The sequence below is a fragment of the Modestobacter sp. VKM Ac-2985 genome (genome assembly GCF_026967925.1).
In the GTDB taxonomy this organism is placed as follows: Bacteria; Actinomycetota; Actinomycetes; order Mycobacteriales; family Geodermatophilaceae; genus Modestobacter.
Window position 1 is genome coordinate 1387894 of record NZ_JAPVBI010000001.1, and the last position, 15559, is coordinate 1403452.

The following is a 15559-nucleotide window of genomic DNA, read 5'->3' on the forward strand; positions in this document are numbered from 1 at the left end:
CTGCCGTGTGGCTCTGCCCTGCCGTGTGGCTCTGCCCTGCCGTGTGGCTCTGCCCTGCCGTGTGGCTCTGCCCTGCCCTGACGCCGACCCGGGCGCTGATCGGCTGGCCTCATGGTGGCGCCGCCTATCGTCGCCGCGACTGACCGCGTTCAGCTCTGCCGGGTGTCCGTTGCCGGGTCCGAAACCGTCACGGTCCTTCTCCACGCGCTGAGCGGTCGCAGGAACTGCCCCCGCACCCCTGCAAGACGGTCCTTTGAATGTCTAGATCGAAGATCGAAGATGGCCGCATCCCGTCAGGCGCAGCCCTGCCAGCACCCCCTCGGCGACTCGCGACGCGGCCTTCCGGCTTCGACTCGCACGAGTGACGGCTCAGACGATTGCCGGCTCCCCGGTTGTACGGTTTCGCTCCCTGACGAAGGAGCCTCATGCGTCGCCGTATCGCAGCCGCCTACTGGCTATCTGCGTCGCTCTTGTTGACGGCGTGCTCGGGCACATCGGCTGGCGAGACGTCGTCGTCCAGCTCGGCGCCCTACAGCCCCGGCCCCGTAGTGGCCTCCGCCTTAGCGGCTGAGCCAACTCCTGAGCCATTCCATGCAGCCGGGTACCCCACGACGCAAGACGAGGACACTGCTTTCGTCAGCGAAGTCGCCGCACTCGACACCGTAAAGTCGCTGTTGACGGGACATCTATACACCCTGCCGACCGACCTCGCGGAGAAAGCGCATCAGCTCGCGGCCCTAGGCCGCGATGTTTGTAGCAGCTACGGGGGCAGCAACATCGACGCAGTTGTGGCGACCGTTGCGTCCAACGGCATCGACGCCATAGACGCGACCGCTTTCGTAGTCGCAGCGGCGGGCGTCTATTGTCCACAGAAGCTCGTCAGCCTGGGCGCCGGCCAAGCCATGACCGGCGGCGTTGTAATTCAGCCCGTCATCCCGCAGTGCCCGCCGGAAGCCCCCATCGTTGTGACGGTCAGTCCAATGCAATTGACCGGACAGTCGAATGCCGAGATTTATGGCGATTTGTGGGATGAAGAGTTGGCCGACATACTCAGCGATGACGGAACCTATAGCGGCCGTTGGTCCTACACGCTCACCAATACATCCAACTATGACGTGATCGTGACTCTGGAAGACCGCGTGGTCTCCGAGAAGTACACACAGGACTGGGCCGCCGCCCAGGGAACGACGTCGAGCTCGACGCACGCACCGTTTTACGTGCCTGCGCACCAGAGCATCACCGACGCTGGCACCATCTCTGGCGTCTACGCCTGGCAGTCAGCTGAGTACCGCATCGCTTCCTGGCTGCCTGTGCAATGCCAAGTCACAATCGGCTGATGTCGTGCCCTACCCGCCAAGACCACAGTTACAGACGCTAAGTCAGTTCGTCGGCACTGCTGTCTCACGACCCGATCCCCGCGTGCAGGCGGAGGTCGAAGCCTTCGTGCGTGACGAGTACGCGGCAGGGCGGTCCCTTCGCGAGATTGCCGAACTGACAGGCCGATCACATTCGGCCGTCCGAAACATACTCGATAAGCACGGAGTTGAACGGCGACCGGTGGGAGCTACTGGTCTCGCCATTGGCCGGGACACAGAGGCGATCAAGAATAAGCGCCCATCCTGAGTTCGGCCGACACAATCGTCCGACACTCCCACGCGCACGCCCTACCGCTGACCGAAATCGCAGGCTTGTCTGGCCACTACAGACGGAGCAGCCGACCACGGAACGGCCATGGTCACCTCCACCAAGAGGTGCCGCCCACACGCAGCGTGTGACTGATCCGCCGCTCTCGGGTCGGATTAGTGAACTCGTAGGCCACACCCTTGCTCTCGCACAGTTTTTGGAGAACTTCTTGATCGCTGTACGCCATGTGCGTGTACTCGATGTGCAGACGCGATATAGGTAGACTGCTAAGTGCCATTCCATTGCTAAAAGCACTTCCGCTGACAACCAGCTCTTTTAGATTTGCGAAACCCGCGAGCGTAGAGGCGTCAAGCACTGTAGGACAGTCAACCAGGCTAAGACCGCGCAATGACGTGTTCCCATACCAGTCGTTCAATGACAAACTTCCGCAGTCATCCAGCTCTAGGATCTCCAGATTAGGCAGTCCGCTGAGGTGGTCAAGCGAACTCAGATCCGGACAACTTGCGATCCGCAAACGCTTCAACGAAGGAATGGAACCAAGTTCGGCCAAGGTTCTCAACCCTCGCACGCCCTCAAGTTCTAAGTACTCAAGGTCAGTTTGCTGCAAGAACTGCCACGGGAGCGTCGCCCAGAGTTCTGCGGCGTCCGTCCAGGTTCCTACGGCAATGGAGAGAACCTTGAGTCGATCCACTGACTGCTCGAGAAGCCGAACTAGAACTGGAGTATCAACATGTCGCAGTTCCAACTTTGCAAGGCTCGGCCAAGACCCATCGAAATCATCCGCAAGATTAGAGCATGCCCTTAGCCGCAACACCCGAAGCGAATCTTGATGCGTCAGAGGCGCCAACCTTCTTACCCGACGATTGTTCGTGAGCGTGAAGTGGGCTACCGGTGGACCATCTGCCAGGAACTCTAGTTGACCGACATCCTGCCCCAAGTCCCAGGTGACTGAATCCACTCCTCCGACTGCGTTAGCCGCGACGCCTAGTTTAGAATCGCGAAGTATTAGACGTCGCGTGGTGTATGGCGCCTGATTGAGCACCCTAACCGCATATTCATCGGGGGGGAAATAGGACCACGCAGAGACCAAGGAATTCCAGCCTTCGGCCGTCTTTACCTCCGCAGCATAACGGGTGAGTTGCTCAAAGCCCCGCTCCGTGCCGATCGATCCGGCAAGGCTAATGCACCGCGCTAACTGTGCGGAAGACAAACGTCCCGTGTAAGACTCAAGGACCCCCATAACTTGCGCGCCATATGAGGCCAGCGTCACCACTTCGTGGAGACTTCGTGGCGGAAAGATCGTCTGCACGTGTGAGAGAACACGTTGGCGCAAGTCTTCGCTGAGACCAGACTGCGCAGTCTCGAGACAGTCGAGCGCGAGCTGCTGTAGCTTTCGCTTAGTCTCACGCGACGCTGCATTTACTCTACGCCCCGCACGCCGGGTTTGATCCTCAGCGAGCTCCAATACTGAGGAGACAATCAGGTTTCGCTCGCCCGGTCGCGCATGACCGACCGCAAGGATTACGACTTCGCGCCAACTGTCGTTGAGCAGATTCTGTAGCACCTGCCCTATGCAGTCGCTTTCAACCGCCTCTTTCGCCGCCAGGTACTCCTGGAACGTTTTGTGCAGAAAATCAATATTCTTCAGGCCTACCCTTCGAAGCAGTCCTGACCGGATCAAGAGGTGTTTGAGTACCGACTCGGCCTCGCTGACCTCACGTCCGAGCGAGGGTAAAGCCTCACGGATCTTCTCCAGTACCGCGCCATAGTCAGCTTCCACGTGACCATTTATTACGTACCAGTAGGCAACCTTTTGGACGACCGTCAGTTGCTGTTCCGGGCTAAGCGATGCTTCCCTCGCCGCCGCTACTTGCCGCTGTTCGTCGCGCTCGGCCAACATCATATCCATAGCAATCCGGTACAGCTGCATTCGATTATGGGGAAGGCGACCCTTGCGATCCTTATGCAGGACGCACATCATTGCGCATAACAGAGGATTGTTGGCCAGCGACCGTAGTGTCGGCGTCGTGTCAAGCGCGGCTATCAGCCGAGGCTCGTATGTGCGCAGGGCCGTCTTCTCTTCATCGCTCGCATACTCGCTCGCGGCGTCGTGCCAATTGCTCACAAAGCTACGAATTCGACTGGGACTCATCGGAAGTATCTGCGCCGCCGTATAATTGCCCTTTTGAAGCCAGTCCGGTGGTACAGCCTCAGGCCGTGAGGTTATTACCCACCTATTAAGCGGATACGCGTCCGTCATCTCTTCGACCCATTTGCGAAGTCTTCCCCGGTCGGACTCCCGGAGTTCATCCACCCCATCAATCAGGATAAGGGCCTTGCCCGATTCGAGCAGCCGCTGCGTCCAGTCATGGGGTTTGTCGGCGGAGATTGTCCAGCTCTGCTGATCGACTAGTCCCTCGGGTCGGGGCAATGCGATTTGCGGCACCTGATCCAATTGTCTGAGCATCAAAAGGATCGGAACCGTCGAGTTAAGGCGGATGTGCTGCGATTCAAAAGCCCGCTGGGCGCTTTGTAGTGCCAGCCATTGTAGGATTGTGGTCTTACCCGAGCCGGCTGGCCCGAGCAGTAAAAGCCGAGGATTTTGAGCTAGGACTTGCTCAACGGGGAGGCCCAAGGCCTCCACGTCATCTGACATTCGCTGTCGCTCCCTAGATCCCTGGGTCACCGCTAGGGATACGTAAGACGATGCGACCGAATGACTCTCGTGCGATAGCGATGAAGGCAGGCCGAACAGCTCAATTCGCGCCTGCCTCCGCGCTATCTCCCGACGATAATTGAAGGTGAACTCCTCGGCTGCATCCTGACGCTGAATTTGCCCGATGTCCCGCTGAGGCCCACGATCAAGAGCTTCAGTGAGCTTGGAGATGATCAGCGTATCTCGGCGTAGTAGTTCGGCAGTCCCTCGTTGTTGGAACTCAGGAAGGGCTCCAACTGCATCGACTACATATGCAATGCTCTCGCGGAGTAGGTGAACGAACAGCTGATGCGCTTCTTGACTTAGACCAGCGCTCAGGATCTTCGCTGAGTTGGACTTTAGTATATTGGAGGTTAGGCCGGGAATGCTGAGGTCAGCAGCGAGTATGTCGCGATCCGCCAGTCCAGCACCTTGGAGAACCACACCTGCTAAATCAACCGCGGCCAGACGCTCATTCTCGGGCACGCCTTTGAATTCATGCTCTAGAAGCGCCAGCACCCGCTGCGCCACATCGTCTGCCAGCTGATCGAACTGTCGGCCGACTTTCCGACCTTGCATTAGGTCAGCTCCGGACGCGACTGCCAACTCTGCAAGCGATAGGTCGCGGCGTTGGGTGTCTACCCGGTTCTTCAGCCAGCGAGTCCCGGATACCCGGGCAACCGTCATGCCGATTCGGAGTGCGGCGGCCTCGATACCGGGGAGCATGTGTCTCCTTTGAGCGGTCAGCGCGTGGAGTCTAGCGGCGAGGGAGTCTCGCCACCTCTCGACTTGCACGCAGCGGTGTAGCCACTCCTTCGCGAGGGCGCGCCCTTGTGCGACCGAGCCTAGGTCGGTCGAGAGCGGCGACGGATCGCTAGATGCCCGTAGGTTCGGCGTTGCCCACGCGTTCTGTTGGGTGCGTGTCCTGGCGAGGGGCTCCCCGGCGGTTTGCCTCCCGATCGCGCATGTAGTTCCTTAAGATTACTTCAACTGATACAGGGCCACTCCGCGTGTACACGCGCGTGCCGATGCGGTTAGGTAGGCGGCCTAACTCCGGCCAGGCTATGTCTTTAACCTCATGGAAGCCACGTTGATGTCCTCCGATTGCCTGGCGCAAAGCCCTGTCTAACTCTTGTGACGCTTCGAACAGGAGTTGATAGGCGGAGGCGTGCCGATCTTCTCGCGCGGTGTTTAGCAGCACAACGACCGCCGCAAGATACTGACCTGTGGCAGCGCTTCCCCGCCGGATTTCCGTCGTGACACTCGGAAAGGAACCCAATGCTGCGACGGTTTTTCTTAGGCGAGATAGGCGCTGACGCATGCCTAACATCAGTTCCTGCAGCTGCGAATCTTCTAGTGTTGACCAACGAGTCTCGTCGCCAAAAAGGAGTACGGGAGCGCGCAAGCCATCCAAGTCGCTAGCGAGATTGGGCGTGAGCTGCTCATACTCTTCCTGCAGCTTGTCCCGGCGAATGTCTGAGCGTTCGCGGTTATAAAGGTACACGGCACCCGCGACAGTCAACAGAGCGAAAACCCCTTGGAACATGCTGAGAACAACACTCATCCAGAATTCGTCGTCGCCCCAGGCCCGCCCATTCTCTCCCCATCCGCCTGTAGGCGCCTTGTTGATCAATGGTCCCACCTGGGTCACTAAGATCACCACGGAGGCGAGAGCAAAGACTATGAGTAGCGCACGACGCCTCATCCGGGACATATCGGGAACGCTAGCTCCGGACACTGACAGTTGCGGCGCAGAAACGCGGGCAGAACTACCGATAGAACCGCGTCGCGTCGCGCCGTGCTGTGCCCCGCTCGGCCAGAACGTTCTCGGCGGCCCGGCGACCCCGTCGTGGCGGAGGGGGGGGGGCGACTGCCCCAAAGGTCGTGCAACCCCCCACTGCCCCTCATGCGACAGATAGGCCGCCCCCCGTCAGGCTGACGGGAGCCAGGAAGCAGCCACCTAGTCGGTCCCTGGTCGTGCCATCGACCTGGGAGGGCGGCCTACTTAGGTGAGCCGACTGCTCTGCGGAGGCCGACATTTTCTCCGCTGGGCTTTCGGAGCTATGTGCCGAGGAGTCATGGTCTCGCGACCCCTATGGCAGGGGGGTATGACCCTTGAGTACCCGGTCTTGGTTACCGCCGGGTCTTAGCAGCCGAGGACTCGCCACAGTTTCAAGGTGGCCCGATCGTTGCGTGGCCACCTACAAGCTCGGGCCCCCGCGGCTCACGCAAGGTACCGAGCCGATTACCTTGAGTGCGAGCGCGCAGGCTCCGGTCCCTACTGCCCAACCAGGGGCCCACGCGGTCACACCGAGCAAGCAGGCACGGGCCTTATCGTCTCGCGCACACGCAACGCCCATGTATCCGTGGTGCCGCTTCGCGGAGTCGCAGTGTGGGCAGGACACGGGGGCGATCGGTTGGCACAGTCGAGCGGGGAGCTGTGGTGGACGCGCCTCTGGAATGGGGCGCTGGCGCATCCTGGGTGGACGGGTCTCGGAGTTCTCGTAGCCATAGGGGGCTTGACTGCAACGCTGGTTGCGGAACAAGGGGACTCAAACGAGATTACCGACTCCGGCAATTGCAATGTGCAGGGCTCCGATAATGCCGTCCAGTGCGAGTTCACTGATCAGCCAAATTCGATTGGCGCAGTCGAACTAGAGATCGATTGGGCTTACGGTGTTTGGTTCTTTGACGGTCCCCCTTCCGAATTACCGACTCCACCCGACTATCCCGCCTCGGAAGCCTATTACCACTGCGACGACTGGGCGGAATGGCTTCGAGTAACCCCTGGCATTTACGCACTTGGGCCTGGGGGCACGCTGAGGATGGTGTCAGGCGTCGCGGACCAAGTGACCGTTACAAGCGTACGAGCGCAACCCTACGCTCGTGATGAGCTCCCGAGCGATGACTACACGCTCATTCGATGCAACTATGAGGCAGACGGTGGACCGGGTCTAATCATTACAACGGATACGCGGACGCGCGAAACGACTCTGCGCGATAACTCCGGCGCTTCCCCCAATGAGGAGTTGCCCATGCCGCCAGCCGTTGCGAAGCTCAACGGGATCGACTCCGAGGTGGCTGCCGTTGTCGTGCAGTCAGATAACTACCTCTACCAGGGCGCGATCATTGCCGAGTATGCCGTCAATGGCGAAAGCAGCACGGTGTCTCTGGGCAACCCGGACGCGCCGTATCGATGGGTCGGTGGCGACGTGTCTGAACTCGTCAATTTCGGCGATGGGTGGGATTGGAACCCCATCGAGAACACTTGGGAGCAAGGCATCGATCTTGAGGCAATCTATCCGCGGTGAGCTCGGCGCCGAGGACCCAGCGGAGGGGTTCGCATAAGCCCCTCCGCTGGGCTGTCTCTCAGTCCGTCAGCCGATCCGGTACATCAAGCCCAGGTGTGCCGTGACGACGAATGGGTCCGCGTTCCCGAAACGTCGCCCGAGGTCGGGGACGTCTACGGCCAAGTGGTCGATAGCGGCGACCCGGCCCAGGTCGTCGGCCATGTTGCCGACCTGCTTCCGAACAGCCTCCTTCATCATCTCGGCCACGGGCTGACCCATCAGCAGCTTGTCCGGCCACACCTTGCAGACAACCTCGACCGTCATGCGACGGTCACCCTTGCCCTGCGAATTGGTCAGCACCCTGTAGCTGACGGTCTCAGACTCGGCCGCACCCTCAATGGGCTCGTACATCAGGCGCACGCCGTCCCGCTCACCGTAGAAGGTGACAGCGTTGCGGAGAACGTTCCGGACGACATTGGCGTACCGGGAGACCTGCCCGTCAGTCGGCTCGGCGTCGAGCGTCGGAACGGCCATGAATGCGCGCGTGACGTTGACGGCGGTCGGGTCCTCGTAGTGGGGGCCGTGCTTCTGGCTGGGCCACGGGTCGATCTGAACGCTGTAGTTCCGCGCCCTGCACGCCTCCTGAATGGCCTCAGCGTTCAGCGGAGCATGGAGAGCCCCCCGGTAGTAGGTCAGGAAGAGCTTGGCGGACAAGATGCCCGCCCTGTTCTCTCCCGCCTTCTCCTGCACGATGAACAGCACCGGGGAACCATCGTCGTTGGGCCTGACGTCAGCCTTGACGGTCACGACCCTCACCAGCAGCTCACCGCCGTAGACGTCGGCCAGGACGTCGGCGAACAGGTCGGCAACCGTGGTGTCGTCGTTGATGAGCCCACGCTCGGCACGCTTGACGTAGTTCTCGCACCCGGTGACCAGGAGCGCGGCGACGTCCTGGGCGGCGTGGATGTCCCGCCACCGGCTCTGGTGGCTATCGAAGTCGGAGAGGCTGGCCCGTCCGCTGGTCAAGAACGCCCGCAGTTCCTCGACGGCGGTCTGGTGCTGGTCGTGCAGGGTCAATGCCTCGGCGTGGGTGCTCTGGGCCTCGGCCAATGCGAGCCGGGACAGTTCGGCGGGGGTCGGGATGGTGGTCGTCATCGGTACTTCCTCACTGTTGATGGTCTTGCCCTGATGGGCGGTGGTGGTCGTCGCCTTTGCGGCGGCGGGATTGATGCCAGTAGTGCCAGCACTGGGGTTGGCAGTGGTCTTGGCCTTACGGCTCCGGCTGCTGGTCGCGTCGTGTCGATCTCTCCGGGATGCTTCTCGGGCACGGATTCCTCTCCTGGCCTGCCTGAAAACGGCAGGCGAAATAGACCTGCGGTCAGGCAGGTGTCTGTAATTGGGATGTTGAGCAGCGGCGGAAGGACGAAGGCCGCTGCCCCTAGGTGTAGCTGGTCTAGCACTGAACAGGTCCGGCTAGGAGTTTGGTCGGGCTTCGCCCTCCCACCTGCCATTGCCCTGGTCTAGCACTGAGCAGGTCCGGCTAGGAGTTTGGTCGGGCTTCGCCCTCCCACCTGCCATTGCCACTGCGCTAGACCTGGCTTGGCCTAGAGTTGTACCTGAATCTGCCTCCTTCCGCCGCTGCCTAGATGATCTAAGAGAGGGCAGGCCGGAAATCCCCCGGAATTGCAGGGATTTCCCGACTACCACTTGGCCTGCAGAGCCAACCGACTTGGCCTCACGGGCCAAGTTTCGACTTACTCGTTGGCCGGTAGAGCCAATTTCGTCAGCCGTGGACAGCACACGGGTCTGACGACCCCCACGACTTCTGAAAGACGTGACGACTGAGGACCAGACAGCGCACCGTGGACTCGTCGGTGATGTAGCCGAGTCGCTTCGCGGCCTTGATGGCGTCCGACACGCTGTCTCGTCGGGCCGGTCGCACTTCATCCGTCGTGACGTCGATGGAGCCGAGCACGTCGGCCAGCTCGCCGGACCGGAAACGCGCATGACCATTCCGGTCGTGCTGTCCCATTGCGGCGAACAGCACTCGGACGGCGAGTGGAGTCACCGCACCGTCCTTGGCCCACCGACTCATCTCCCGTTGGGCATAGGCCCCCCACTCCGAGCCGGTAGCGAAGGTGATGCCGCGTTGTGGCGGGCTCACCGTTGAGCCTTGGCCATGCGCGCGGCTGCCTCGGCGAAGGTCACCCGATCCCGGTCGCCCGCCTGCTCGATCACGGGCGATGCGTCCTCGCCGGTCTCCCTGAACACCCGACGACGCGGGGTCGCCCTACCTCCGACCAGGGCATCGGAGGGGACGTAGGCCCGGGAGTGGACCGTCCACGTCCCGTCCCAACGGCGCTCGACCGAGATGGGCACCGGGTGACCGTCGGATCCGAAGTCAGCCTCGATGCTGAACACGGCACCGACCGGTGCTCCCTCGACGTCGGCTCGGGTGAGCACCAGGTCATGGCCGGGCAGGACGTCGACCCACCGAGTCAGGTTCCACGGACGGGCGTGTCCCTGATCGGCGGTCATGCGGCCCACTCTCCGCCCGTGAGTGACCGCCCGGGCTCTGCCGGGTCCGAGGGCATCGGGACGTCCGTGGCGGTCATTCCAGAGGCGCTGACGGGCTCACCCGTGCGCCAGCCATTCATGGCGGGAGTGGGCAGCGCGGCCACCTTCGTGCGACACGACCCGCACGGCGGGTGGACGACGCTGTACCCACACTGAGCCGCCCACGCGGCCTGGGCAGCGCAGGTGTGGCAGTCCAAGACGGCGAGCCACCGCCGCTTGACCTGATCCCACCGCTTCCCCTGTCGAGGTGACTCAGGTGCGCCCGTCACAGGGCACCGTCGATCACGAACACGGTCGGACGCTCCGGGCCGGGCGCGAACACACTGCCGGTCGTCTCCATCCGGCCAGTCAGGATGAAGTCATCAACGTCGTAGATGTCGTAGAGAACGCGGCGACCAACCCGGCAGTACGCCGGGCCGATCCCACGGCGACGCCAGGACCGGACCGTGGCCTCCGGCGTCCGGGTGCGGACGGCGACCTCTGCCGTGTCCAGCCACACGCGGACGGGTCCGGTGCTGTGCTGGGCGATCACAGCTGACCCACCGGGTTGACGCGGTTGGCGGCCAGATAAGCCAGCAGGTCGACGCGGAGGTAGACCACGCGCCGCCCCACGTAGGACCACGCCGGACCACGGCGCTCCATACGCATCCGGGCGAGGGTTCCGGGACGGAGCCGGAGGTAGTTGTGCGCCTCCCGGTCGGACAGGACGTCGGTCGGTGCCGGGTCCGGGATCGTGGTGACGTAGTCGGTCGCCTCGCTCTGAGGCGCGGCGGGGACGAGCGCGATGCCGTCATCGCGGGCGGGGGTGGTGTTGCTAGGGGACACGGAGAGCCTCCACGGAGGTCGTGGAGGGTTCCCTACTGACGACGCGCTAGGCGGAGTCCACAGAGAACCCCCCAACTGAATGGGTGGGGTTCTCCGGGCCTGCTACGCCTTGCGCTCCCGCCGTGCTGCGCTTCGTAGTCATCCAGAGGTACTGCGGCTTTAGGGCACTTACACCGTCGACCGTGCTTGTGTGCAGCTCCACCCGGGCGGTTCAGGTGGGGTTGCTCTCGACGTGGACGACAATACACGTCCGATCACTGAACGTGGAAATTTGATCACCTTCCGTCACGTGCGCCACAGCAATCCCGAACGCCTCAGGAGTCTCAACATCCCGGTTGGCGACGGCCCGACGTCTGCGGAACAGGGAGGCGGCTCGACGGCAGAGGGTGAGTGATGAGGGCTCGGGGAGCGACGTCCCCGCTTAGTGGCTGGGTGGCGGGACGACGGTGCCCGGTGGGATGGTGAGCCGTCCGGTGAGCCCACGCTCGGCTCACGTCTTACTGACGGAATTCCGGTCTAGCCGTACCCATGCCCGTTTGACTCCGTTGTTCCTCGATCGCGCGTACACGCAGGTCAGTGCCCAATGCGGTTGGACTGACGTTGATCGACCTGTCAGTCTCTAGGATTCGCAGGGTTATAGGTTCAAGTCCTATCGGGGGAGCAGGCCAAGCCCTGACCAGCATTCTTCGCTGGTCGGGGTTTTCTTGTCTCCTCCGCACGGCAGTTCGGGGCACTCGTCACCGGTGGCCGGAGGTGCGCTGTGGGCCGTCCACCGCTGCCGCTGGGCGGTGACTCACGGCGGGCTCTCCGTCTCGGAGGCGCTTAGGCTCGCGGCATGGCGTCCAACCGCAAGCCACTGGACGACCTCCGCGAGACCGTCGGTCGCCTGAGCGATCAACTCCCGCGGCCCGGTCTGCGGGGCGTGGACGACCTGGTGAGTGACCTCTTCGGCGGCCGCCCGGGGCCAGCTCGGCCGCTGTCCGTGGTGCAGGCGGAGCTCGATGGGCTGGTCGGCCTGGTGGCGGTGAAGGAGCAGGTGCGGGCGCTCGTCGCCTTCCTCCAGGTGCAGGCGCGCCGCAAGGCGCACGGGCTGCCCGAGGCGGCGACGTCCCAGCACCTGGTGTTCCTCGGGAACCCGGGCACGGGCAAGACCACGGTGGCGCGGCTCCTGGCCGAGATGTACCGGGCGGTCGGCTTGCTGCAGAAGGGCCACCTGGTGGAGGTCGATCGGGCCGCTCTGGTCGGGCAGTACGTCGGTGCGACCGCGATCAAGACCGACCGCGTGATCCGCCGGGCGCTCGACGGCGTCCTGTTCATCGACGAGGCGTACTCGCTGTCCCCGGAGGGCGACGGCCGGCTGGACTTCGGGCCGGAGGCGATCGAGGTCCTGCTCAAGCGCATGGAGGACCACCGCCACCGTCTGGTGGTGATCGTGGCCGGCTATCCCCGGCTGATGGAGCAGTTCCTGCTCTCGAACCCCGGCCTCCGCTCACGGTTCGCCCGCGAGATCGAGTTCCCCGACTACTCGACGGACGAGCTCGAAGCGATCTTCACCAACGTCCTGGCTCAGCACGAGTACGTGCTCGAGGCTGGCGCCGAGGTGACGCTCCGCCGCACCCTCGGCGGCCTCACCTCGGATCAGGAGTCCGGTAACGCGCGCTTCGCTCGCACGCTGTTCGAGCAGGCCCTCAACCGCCAGGCGCTGCGGCTGACGAGCGAGGACGGCCGCAGTGTGGATGCGCTCGACCGTGCCGACGTGTCGACGCTCACCGCGAGCGACATCGCCGAGGCTGCGCACACGCTGGGCGAGTAGCCGACGCACGGAGCCGGAACGCATCAGTGTCGATGCCCCGCGCGGGGCCCCAGCGGCAGCCGGCGTCAGGCTGGTGACCGTGATCGACGAGCACGGCCCTGCTGCCGTCCACCAGGCAGATCACTTCGTCCGGGTCCGCGGTGCACGCGAGCACAACCTGCGCAACGTCGACGTCGAGGTGCCCCGGGACGCGATGGTCGTCTTCACCGGCGTCTCCGGCTCCGGGAAGTCGTCGCTGGCCTTCGGCACGATCTACGCGGAGGCGCAGCGCCGGTACTTCGAGTCCGTCGCCCCGTACGCCCGCCGGCTCATCCAGCAGGTCGGAGCTCCGGCCGTCGACGAGATCACCGGGCTGCCGCCCGCCGTGGCGCTGCAGCAGAGCCGGGGCGCGCCCAGCAGCCGCTCCACCGTCGGCACCGTGACGACGCTGTCCAACTCGCTGCGCATGCTGTTCTCCCGCGCCGGCACGTACCCGCCCGGGACGACCGAGCGGCTGGACTCCGACGCCTTCTCGCCGAACACCTCCGTAGGGGCCTGCCGGGAGTGCTCCGGCCTCGGTCGGGTCCACCTGGTCACCGAGGCCTCCCTCGTGCCCGACCCGTCGCTGAGCATCCGGGACGGCGCGATCGCCTCCTGGCCCGGCGCCTGGCACGGCAAGAACCTGCGCGACATCCTGGTCGAGCTCGGCCACGACATCGACCGGCCGTGGCGGGACCTGCCTCAGGCCGAGCGCGACTGGATCCTCTTCACCGACGAGCAGCCCGAGGTCACCGTGCACCCGGTCCGCGGGGTGGGCCAGGTGCAGCGGGACTACCAGGGCAGGTACACCGGCGCGCGGGCCCTGGTGCTGCACACCCTGGCGAACTCCAAGAGCCCGACCCTGCGCCAGCGGGTCCTGCGCCACGTCCGCACCTCGCCCTGCCCGGTGTGCGGCGGCAGCCGGCTCCGTCCCGAGTCGCTGGCCGTCACCTTCGCCGGCAAGAGCATCGCCGAGCTGGCCGGGCTGCCGCTGACCGCGCTGGTCGAGACGTTCCGGGTGGCCGCGCAGGCTCCCGGCACCACCGCCGCGTGGGCCGCGGCGGATTCGGGGGAGACCACCGACGTCGCGGTGCGCATCGCCGCCGACCTCGTCGCCCGGATCGAGGTGCTCACCCGGCTGGGCCTGGGCTACCTCAGCCTGGACCGGACCACGCCGACGCTCTCCCCGGGCGAACTGCAGCGGCTGCGGATCGCCACCCAACTGCGGTCCGGGCTGTTCGGCGTGGTCTACGTGCTGGACGAGCCGTCGGCGGGGCTGCACCCGGCCGACGCCGAGCCGCTGCTGGAGGTGCTCGACCAGCTCACTGCGGCCGGCAACTCGTTGTTCGTGATCGAGCACGACATGGCGCTGGCCCGCCGGGCGGACTGGATCGTCGACGTCGGCCCGCACGCCGGGGAGCGGGGCGGCCGGGTGCTGTACAGCGGTCCGGTCGCCGACCTGGCCGAGGTCGAGGAGTCGGTGACCCGGCGCTTCCTCTTCGATCGGACACCCGTGCCGAGCCGGCCGCGGCGGCAGCCCTCCGGGCAGCTGCGGCTGCGCGGCATCGACCGGCACAACCTGCGCGACGTGGACGCCGACGTCCCGCTGGGCGTCTTCACCGCGGTCACTGGCGTCTCCGGCTCGGGGAAGTCGACCCTGGTCAGCCAGGTGCTCACCGACGTCGTCGCCCGGCAGGTCGGCTCACCTGCGACGGCCGACGCTGACGACCCTGCCGCCGACTCCGACGACGATGTCCAGGACACCGAGGGGGCGGCGATGCGGGCCGAGGGGCTGGACGCCGTCGACCGCCTGGTGCGGGTCGACCAGAAGCCCATCGGGCGCACGCCGCGGTCGAACCTGGCCACCTACACCGGGCTCTTCGACGCGGTGCGCAAGCTGTTCGCGGGCACCGACGAGGCGCGGGCGCGCGGCTACAGCGCCGGGCGGTTCTCCTTCAACGTGGCCGAGGGGCGCTGCCCGACCTGCCAGGGCGAGGGGTTCGTCACCGTCGAGCTGCTGTTCCTGCCCAGCACCTACTCGCCCTGCCCCACGTGCGCCGGTGCGCGGTACGACCCGGAGACCCTGCAGGTGACCCACCGCGGCAAGAACATCGCCGAGGTGCTCGACCTGACCGTCGAGGCGGCGGCGGACTTCCTCGCCGACCTGCCCTCGGTGGCCACCAGCCTGCGGGTGCTGCAGGAGGTGGGCCTGGGCTACCTGCGCCTCGGCCAGCCGGCAACGGAGCTGTCCGGTGGTGAGGCGCAGCGGGTGAAGCTGGCCAGCGAACTGCAGCGGGCCCGCCGCGGGCACACCCTCTACGTCCTGGACGAGCCGACCACTGGGCTGCACCCCGCCGACGTGGAGCTGCTGGTGCGCCACCTGCACCAGCTCGTCGACGCCGGCAACACCGTGGTGGTGGTCGAGCACGACATGGACGTCGTCGCGGGCGCCGACTGGGTCATCGACCTGGGCCCCGGGGCGGGCGACCAGGGCGGTCGCATCGTGGCCGCCGGCCCTCCCGAGCGGGTCGCCGCCGCCGCGGAGAGCCGGACGGCCCGCTTCCTGGCCCCCCGGCTGCCGGCGTCCTGACCCCCGCCCTCCGCTCCTCGTCGTGCGGGCCACGACCGTCATGGCGACTCGCGGGTGAAGTGCTCCTGCTCAGGTCGGAGAACCGGGCCGGGGCCATCCCTCGTGCC

Annotated in this window: 12 protein-coding genes; 5 read left to right on the forward strand and 7 right to left on the reverse strand. The window is 64.7% G+C overall.

Features of this window, described 5'->3' with window-relative positions:
- Positions 1-425: 425 nt before the first annotated feature.
- Positions 426-1337, forward strand: coding sequence for a DUF732 domain-containing protein (locus O2V61_RS06570; protein WP_269182498.1), 912 nt, complete (start codon positions 426-428; stop codon positions 1335-1337).
- 82 nt (positions 1338-1419) lie between these two features.
- Positions 1420-1623 (forward strand): helix-turn-helix domain-containing protein, encoded by a 204-nt coding sequence (locus O2V61_RS22420; protein ID WP_442929165.1) that lies wholly within the window; start codon positions 1420-1422, stop codon positions 1621-1623.
- 112 nt (positions 1624-1735) lie between these two features.
- Here the strand turns inward: O2V61_RS22420 and O2V61_RS06575 are convergent, their stop codons facing one another.
- Both O2V61_RS06575 and O2V61_RS06580 read right to left on the reverse strand, forming a co-directional pair.
- The gene (locus O2V61_RS06575) at positions 1736-5065 is read right to left on the reverse strand and encodes an NACHT domain-containing protein (protein WP_269182499.1); all 3330 of its coding nucleotides are present in this window, start codon (positions 5063-5065) and stop codon (positions 1736-1738) included.
- 148 nt (positions 5066-5213) lie between these two features.
- The gene (locus O2V61_RS06580) at positions 5214-5990 is read right to left on the reverse strand and encodes a hypothetical protein (protein ID WP_269182500.1); all 777 of its coding nucleotides are present in this window, start codon (positions 5988-5990) and stop codon (positions 5214-5216) included.
- A 1384-nt stretch (positions 5991-7374) separates the two neighbouring features.
- Between O2V61_RS06580 and O2V61_RS06585 the strand changes: the two genes are divergently transcribed.
- Positions 7375-7650, forward strand: a complete 276-nt coding sequence (locus tag O2V61_RS06585; RefSeq protein ID WP_269182501.1) for a hypothetical protein — start codon at positions 7375-7377, stop codon at positions 7648-7650.
- A gap of 66 nt (positions 7651-7716) precedes the next feature.
- Here O2V61_RS06585 and O2V61_RS06590 read toward each other — a convergent pair whose 3' ends face one another.
- The 5 genes from O2V61_RS06590 to O2V61_RS06610 form a co-directional block, all read right to left on the reverse strand.
- Entirely contained in the window at positions 7717-8784 is a 1068-nt protein-coding gene (locus O2V61_RS06590) for a hypothetical protein (protein ID WP_269182502.1), read from the reverse strand.
- Positions 8785-9412: 628 nt separating this feature from the next.
- Positions 9413-9697, reverse strand: coding sequence for a hypothetical protein (locus O2V61_RS06595; RefSeq protein WP_269182503.1), 285 nt, complete (start codon positions 9695-9697; stop codon positions 9413-9415).
- 92 nt (positions 9698-9789) lie between these two features.
- Positions 9790-10167: a hypothetical protein gene (locus O2V61_RS06600; RefSeq protein WP_269182504.1), complete on the reverse strand. Its 378-nt coding sequence runs from the start codon at positions 10165-10167 to the stop codon at positions 9790-9792.
- 304 nt (positions 10168-10471) lie between these two features.
- Positions 10472-10738 (reverse strand): helix-turn-helix domain-containing protein, encoded by a 267-nt coding sequence (locus tag O2V61_RS06605; RefSeq protein ID WP_269182505.1) that lies wholly within the window; start codon positions 10736-10738, stop codon positions 10472-10474.
- Positions 10735-11031 carry a helix-turn-helix domain-containing protein gene (locus O2V61_RS06610; protein WP_269182506.1) on the reverse strand — a complete coding sequence of 99 codons (297 nt, stop codon included), beginning with the start codon at positions 11029-11031 and terminating at the stop codon, positions 10735-10737. The genes O2V61_RS06605 and O2V61_RS06610 overlap by 4 nt, the downstream gene beginning before the upstream one ends.
- A gap of 835 nt (positions 11032-11866) precedes the next feature.
- Here O2V61_RS06610 and O2V61_RS06615 point away from each other — a divergent pair.
- Positions 11867-12844, forward strand: a complete 978-nt coding sequence (locus O2V61_RS06615; protein ID WP_269182507.1) for an AAA family ATPase — start codon at positions 11867-11869, stop codon at positions 12842-12844.
- A gap of 79 nt (positions 12845-12923) precedes the next feature.
- Positions 12924-15452: an excinuclease ABC subunit UvrA gene (locus O2V61_RS06620; RefSeq protein ID WP_269182508.1), complete on the forward strand. Its 2529-nt coding sequence runs from the start codon at positions 12924-12926 to the stop codon at positions 15450-15452.
- Positions 15453-15559 lie beyond the last annotated feature (107 nt).

What these genes read in the sequence shown, in the direction of transcription:
- O2V61_RS06575 (WP_269182499.1), bottom strand. Translation starts at nt 5,065, where the DNA reads ATGCTCCCCGGTATCGAGGCCGCCGCACTCCGAATCGGCATGACGGTT.
- O2V61_RS06615 (WP_269182507.1), top strand. Translation starts at nt 11,867, where the DNA reads ATGGCGTCCAACCGCAAGCCACTGGACGACCTCCGCGAGACCGTCGGT.
- O2V61_RS06570 (WP_269182498.1), top strand. Translation starts at nt 426, where the DNA reads ATGCGTCGCCGTATCGCAGCCGCCTACTGGCTATCTGCGTCGCTCTTG.
- O2V61_RS06585 (WP_269182501.1), top strand. Translation starts at nt 7,375, where the DNA reads ATGCCGCCAGCCGTTGCGAAGCTCAACGGGATCGACTCCGAGGTGGCT.
- O2V61_RS06590 (WP_269182502.1), bottom strand. Translation starts at nt 8,784, where the DNA reads ATGACGACCACCATCCCGACCCCCGCCGAACTGTCCCGGCTCGCATTG.
- O2V61_RS06600 (WP_269182504.1), bottom strand. Translation starts at nt 10,167, where the DNA reads ATGACCGCCGATCAGGGACACGCCCGTCCGTGGAACCTGACTCGGTGG.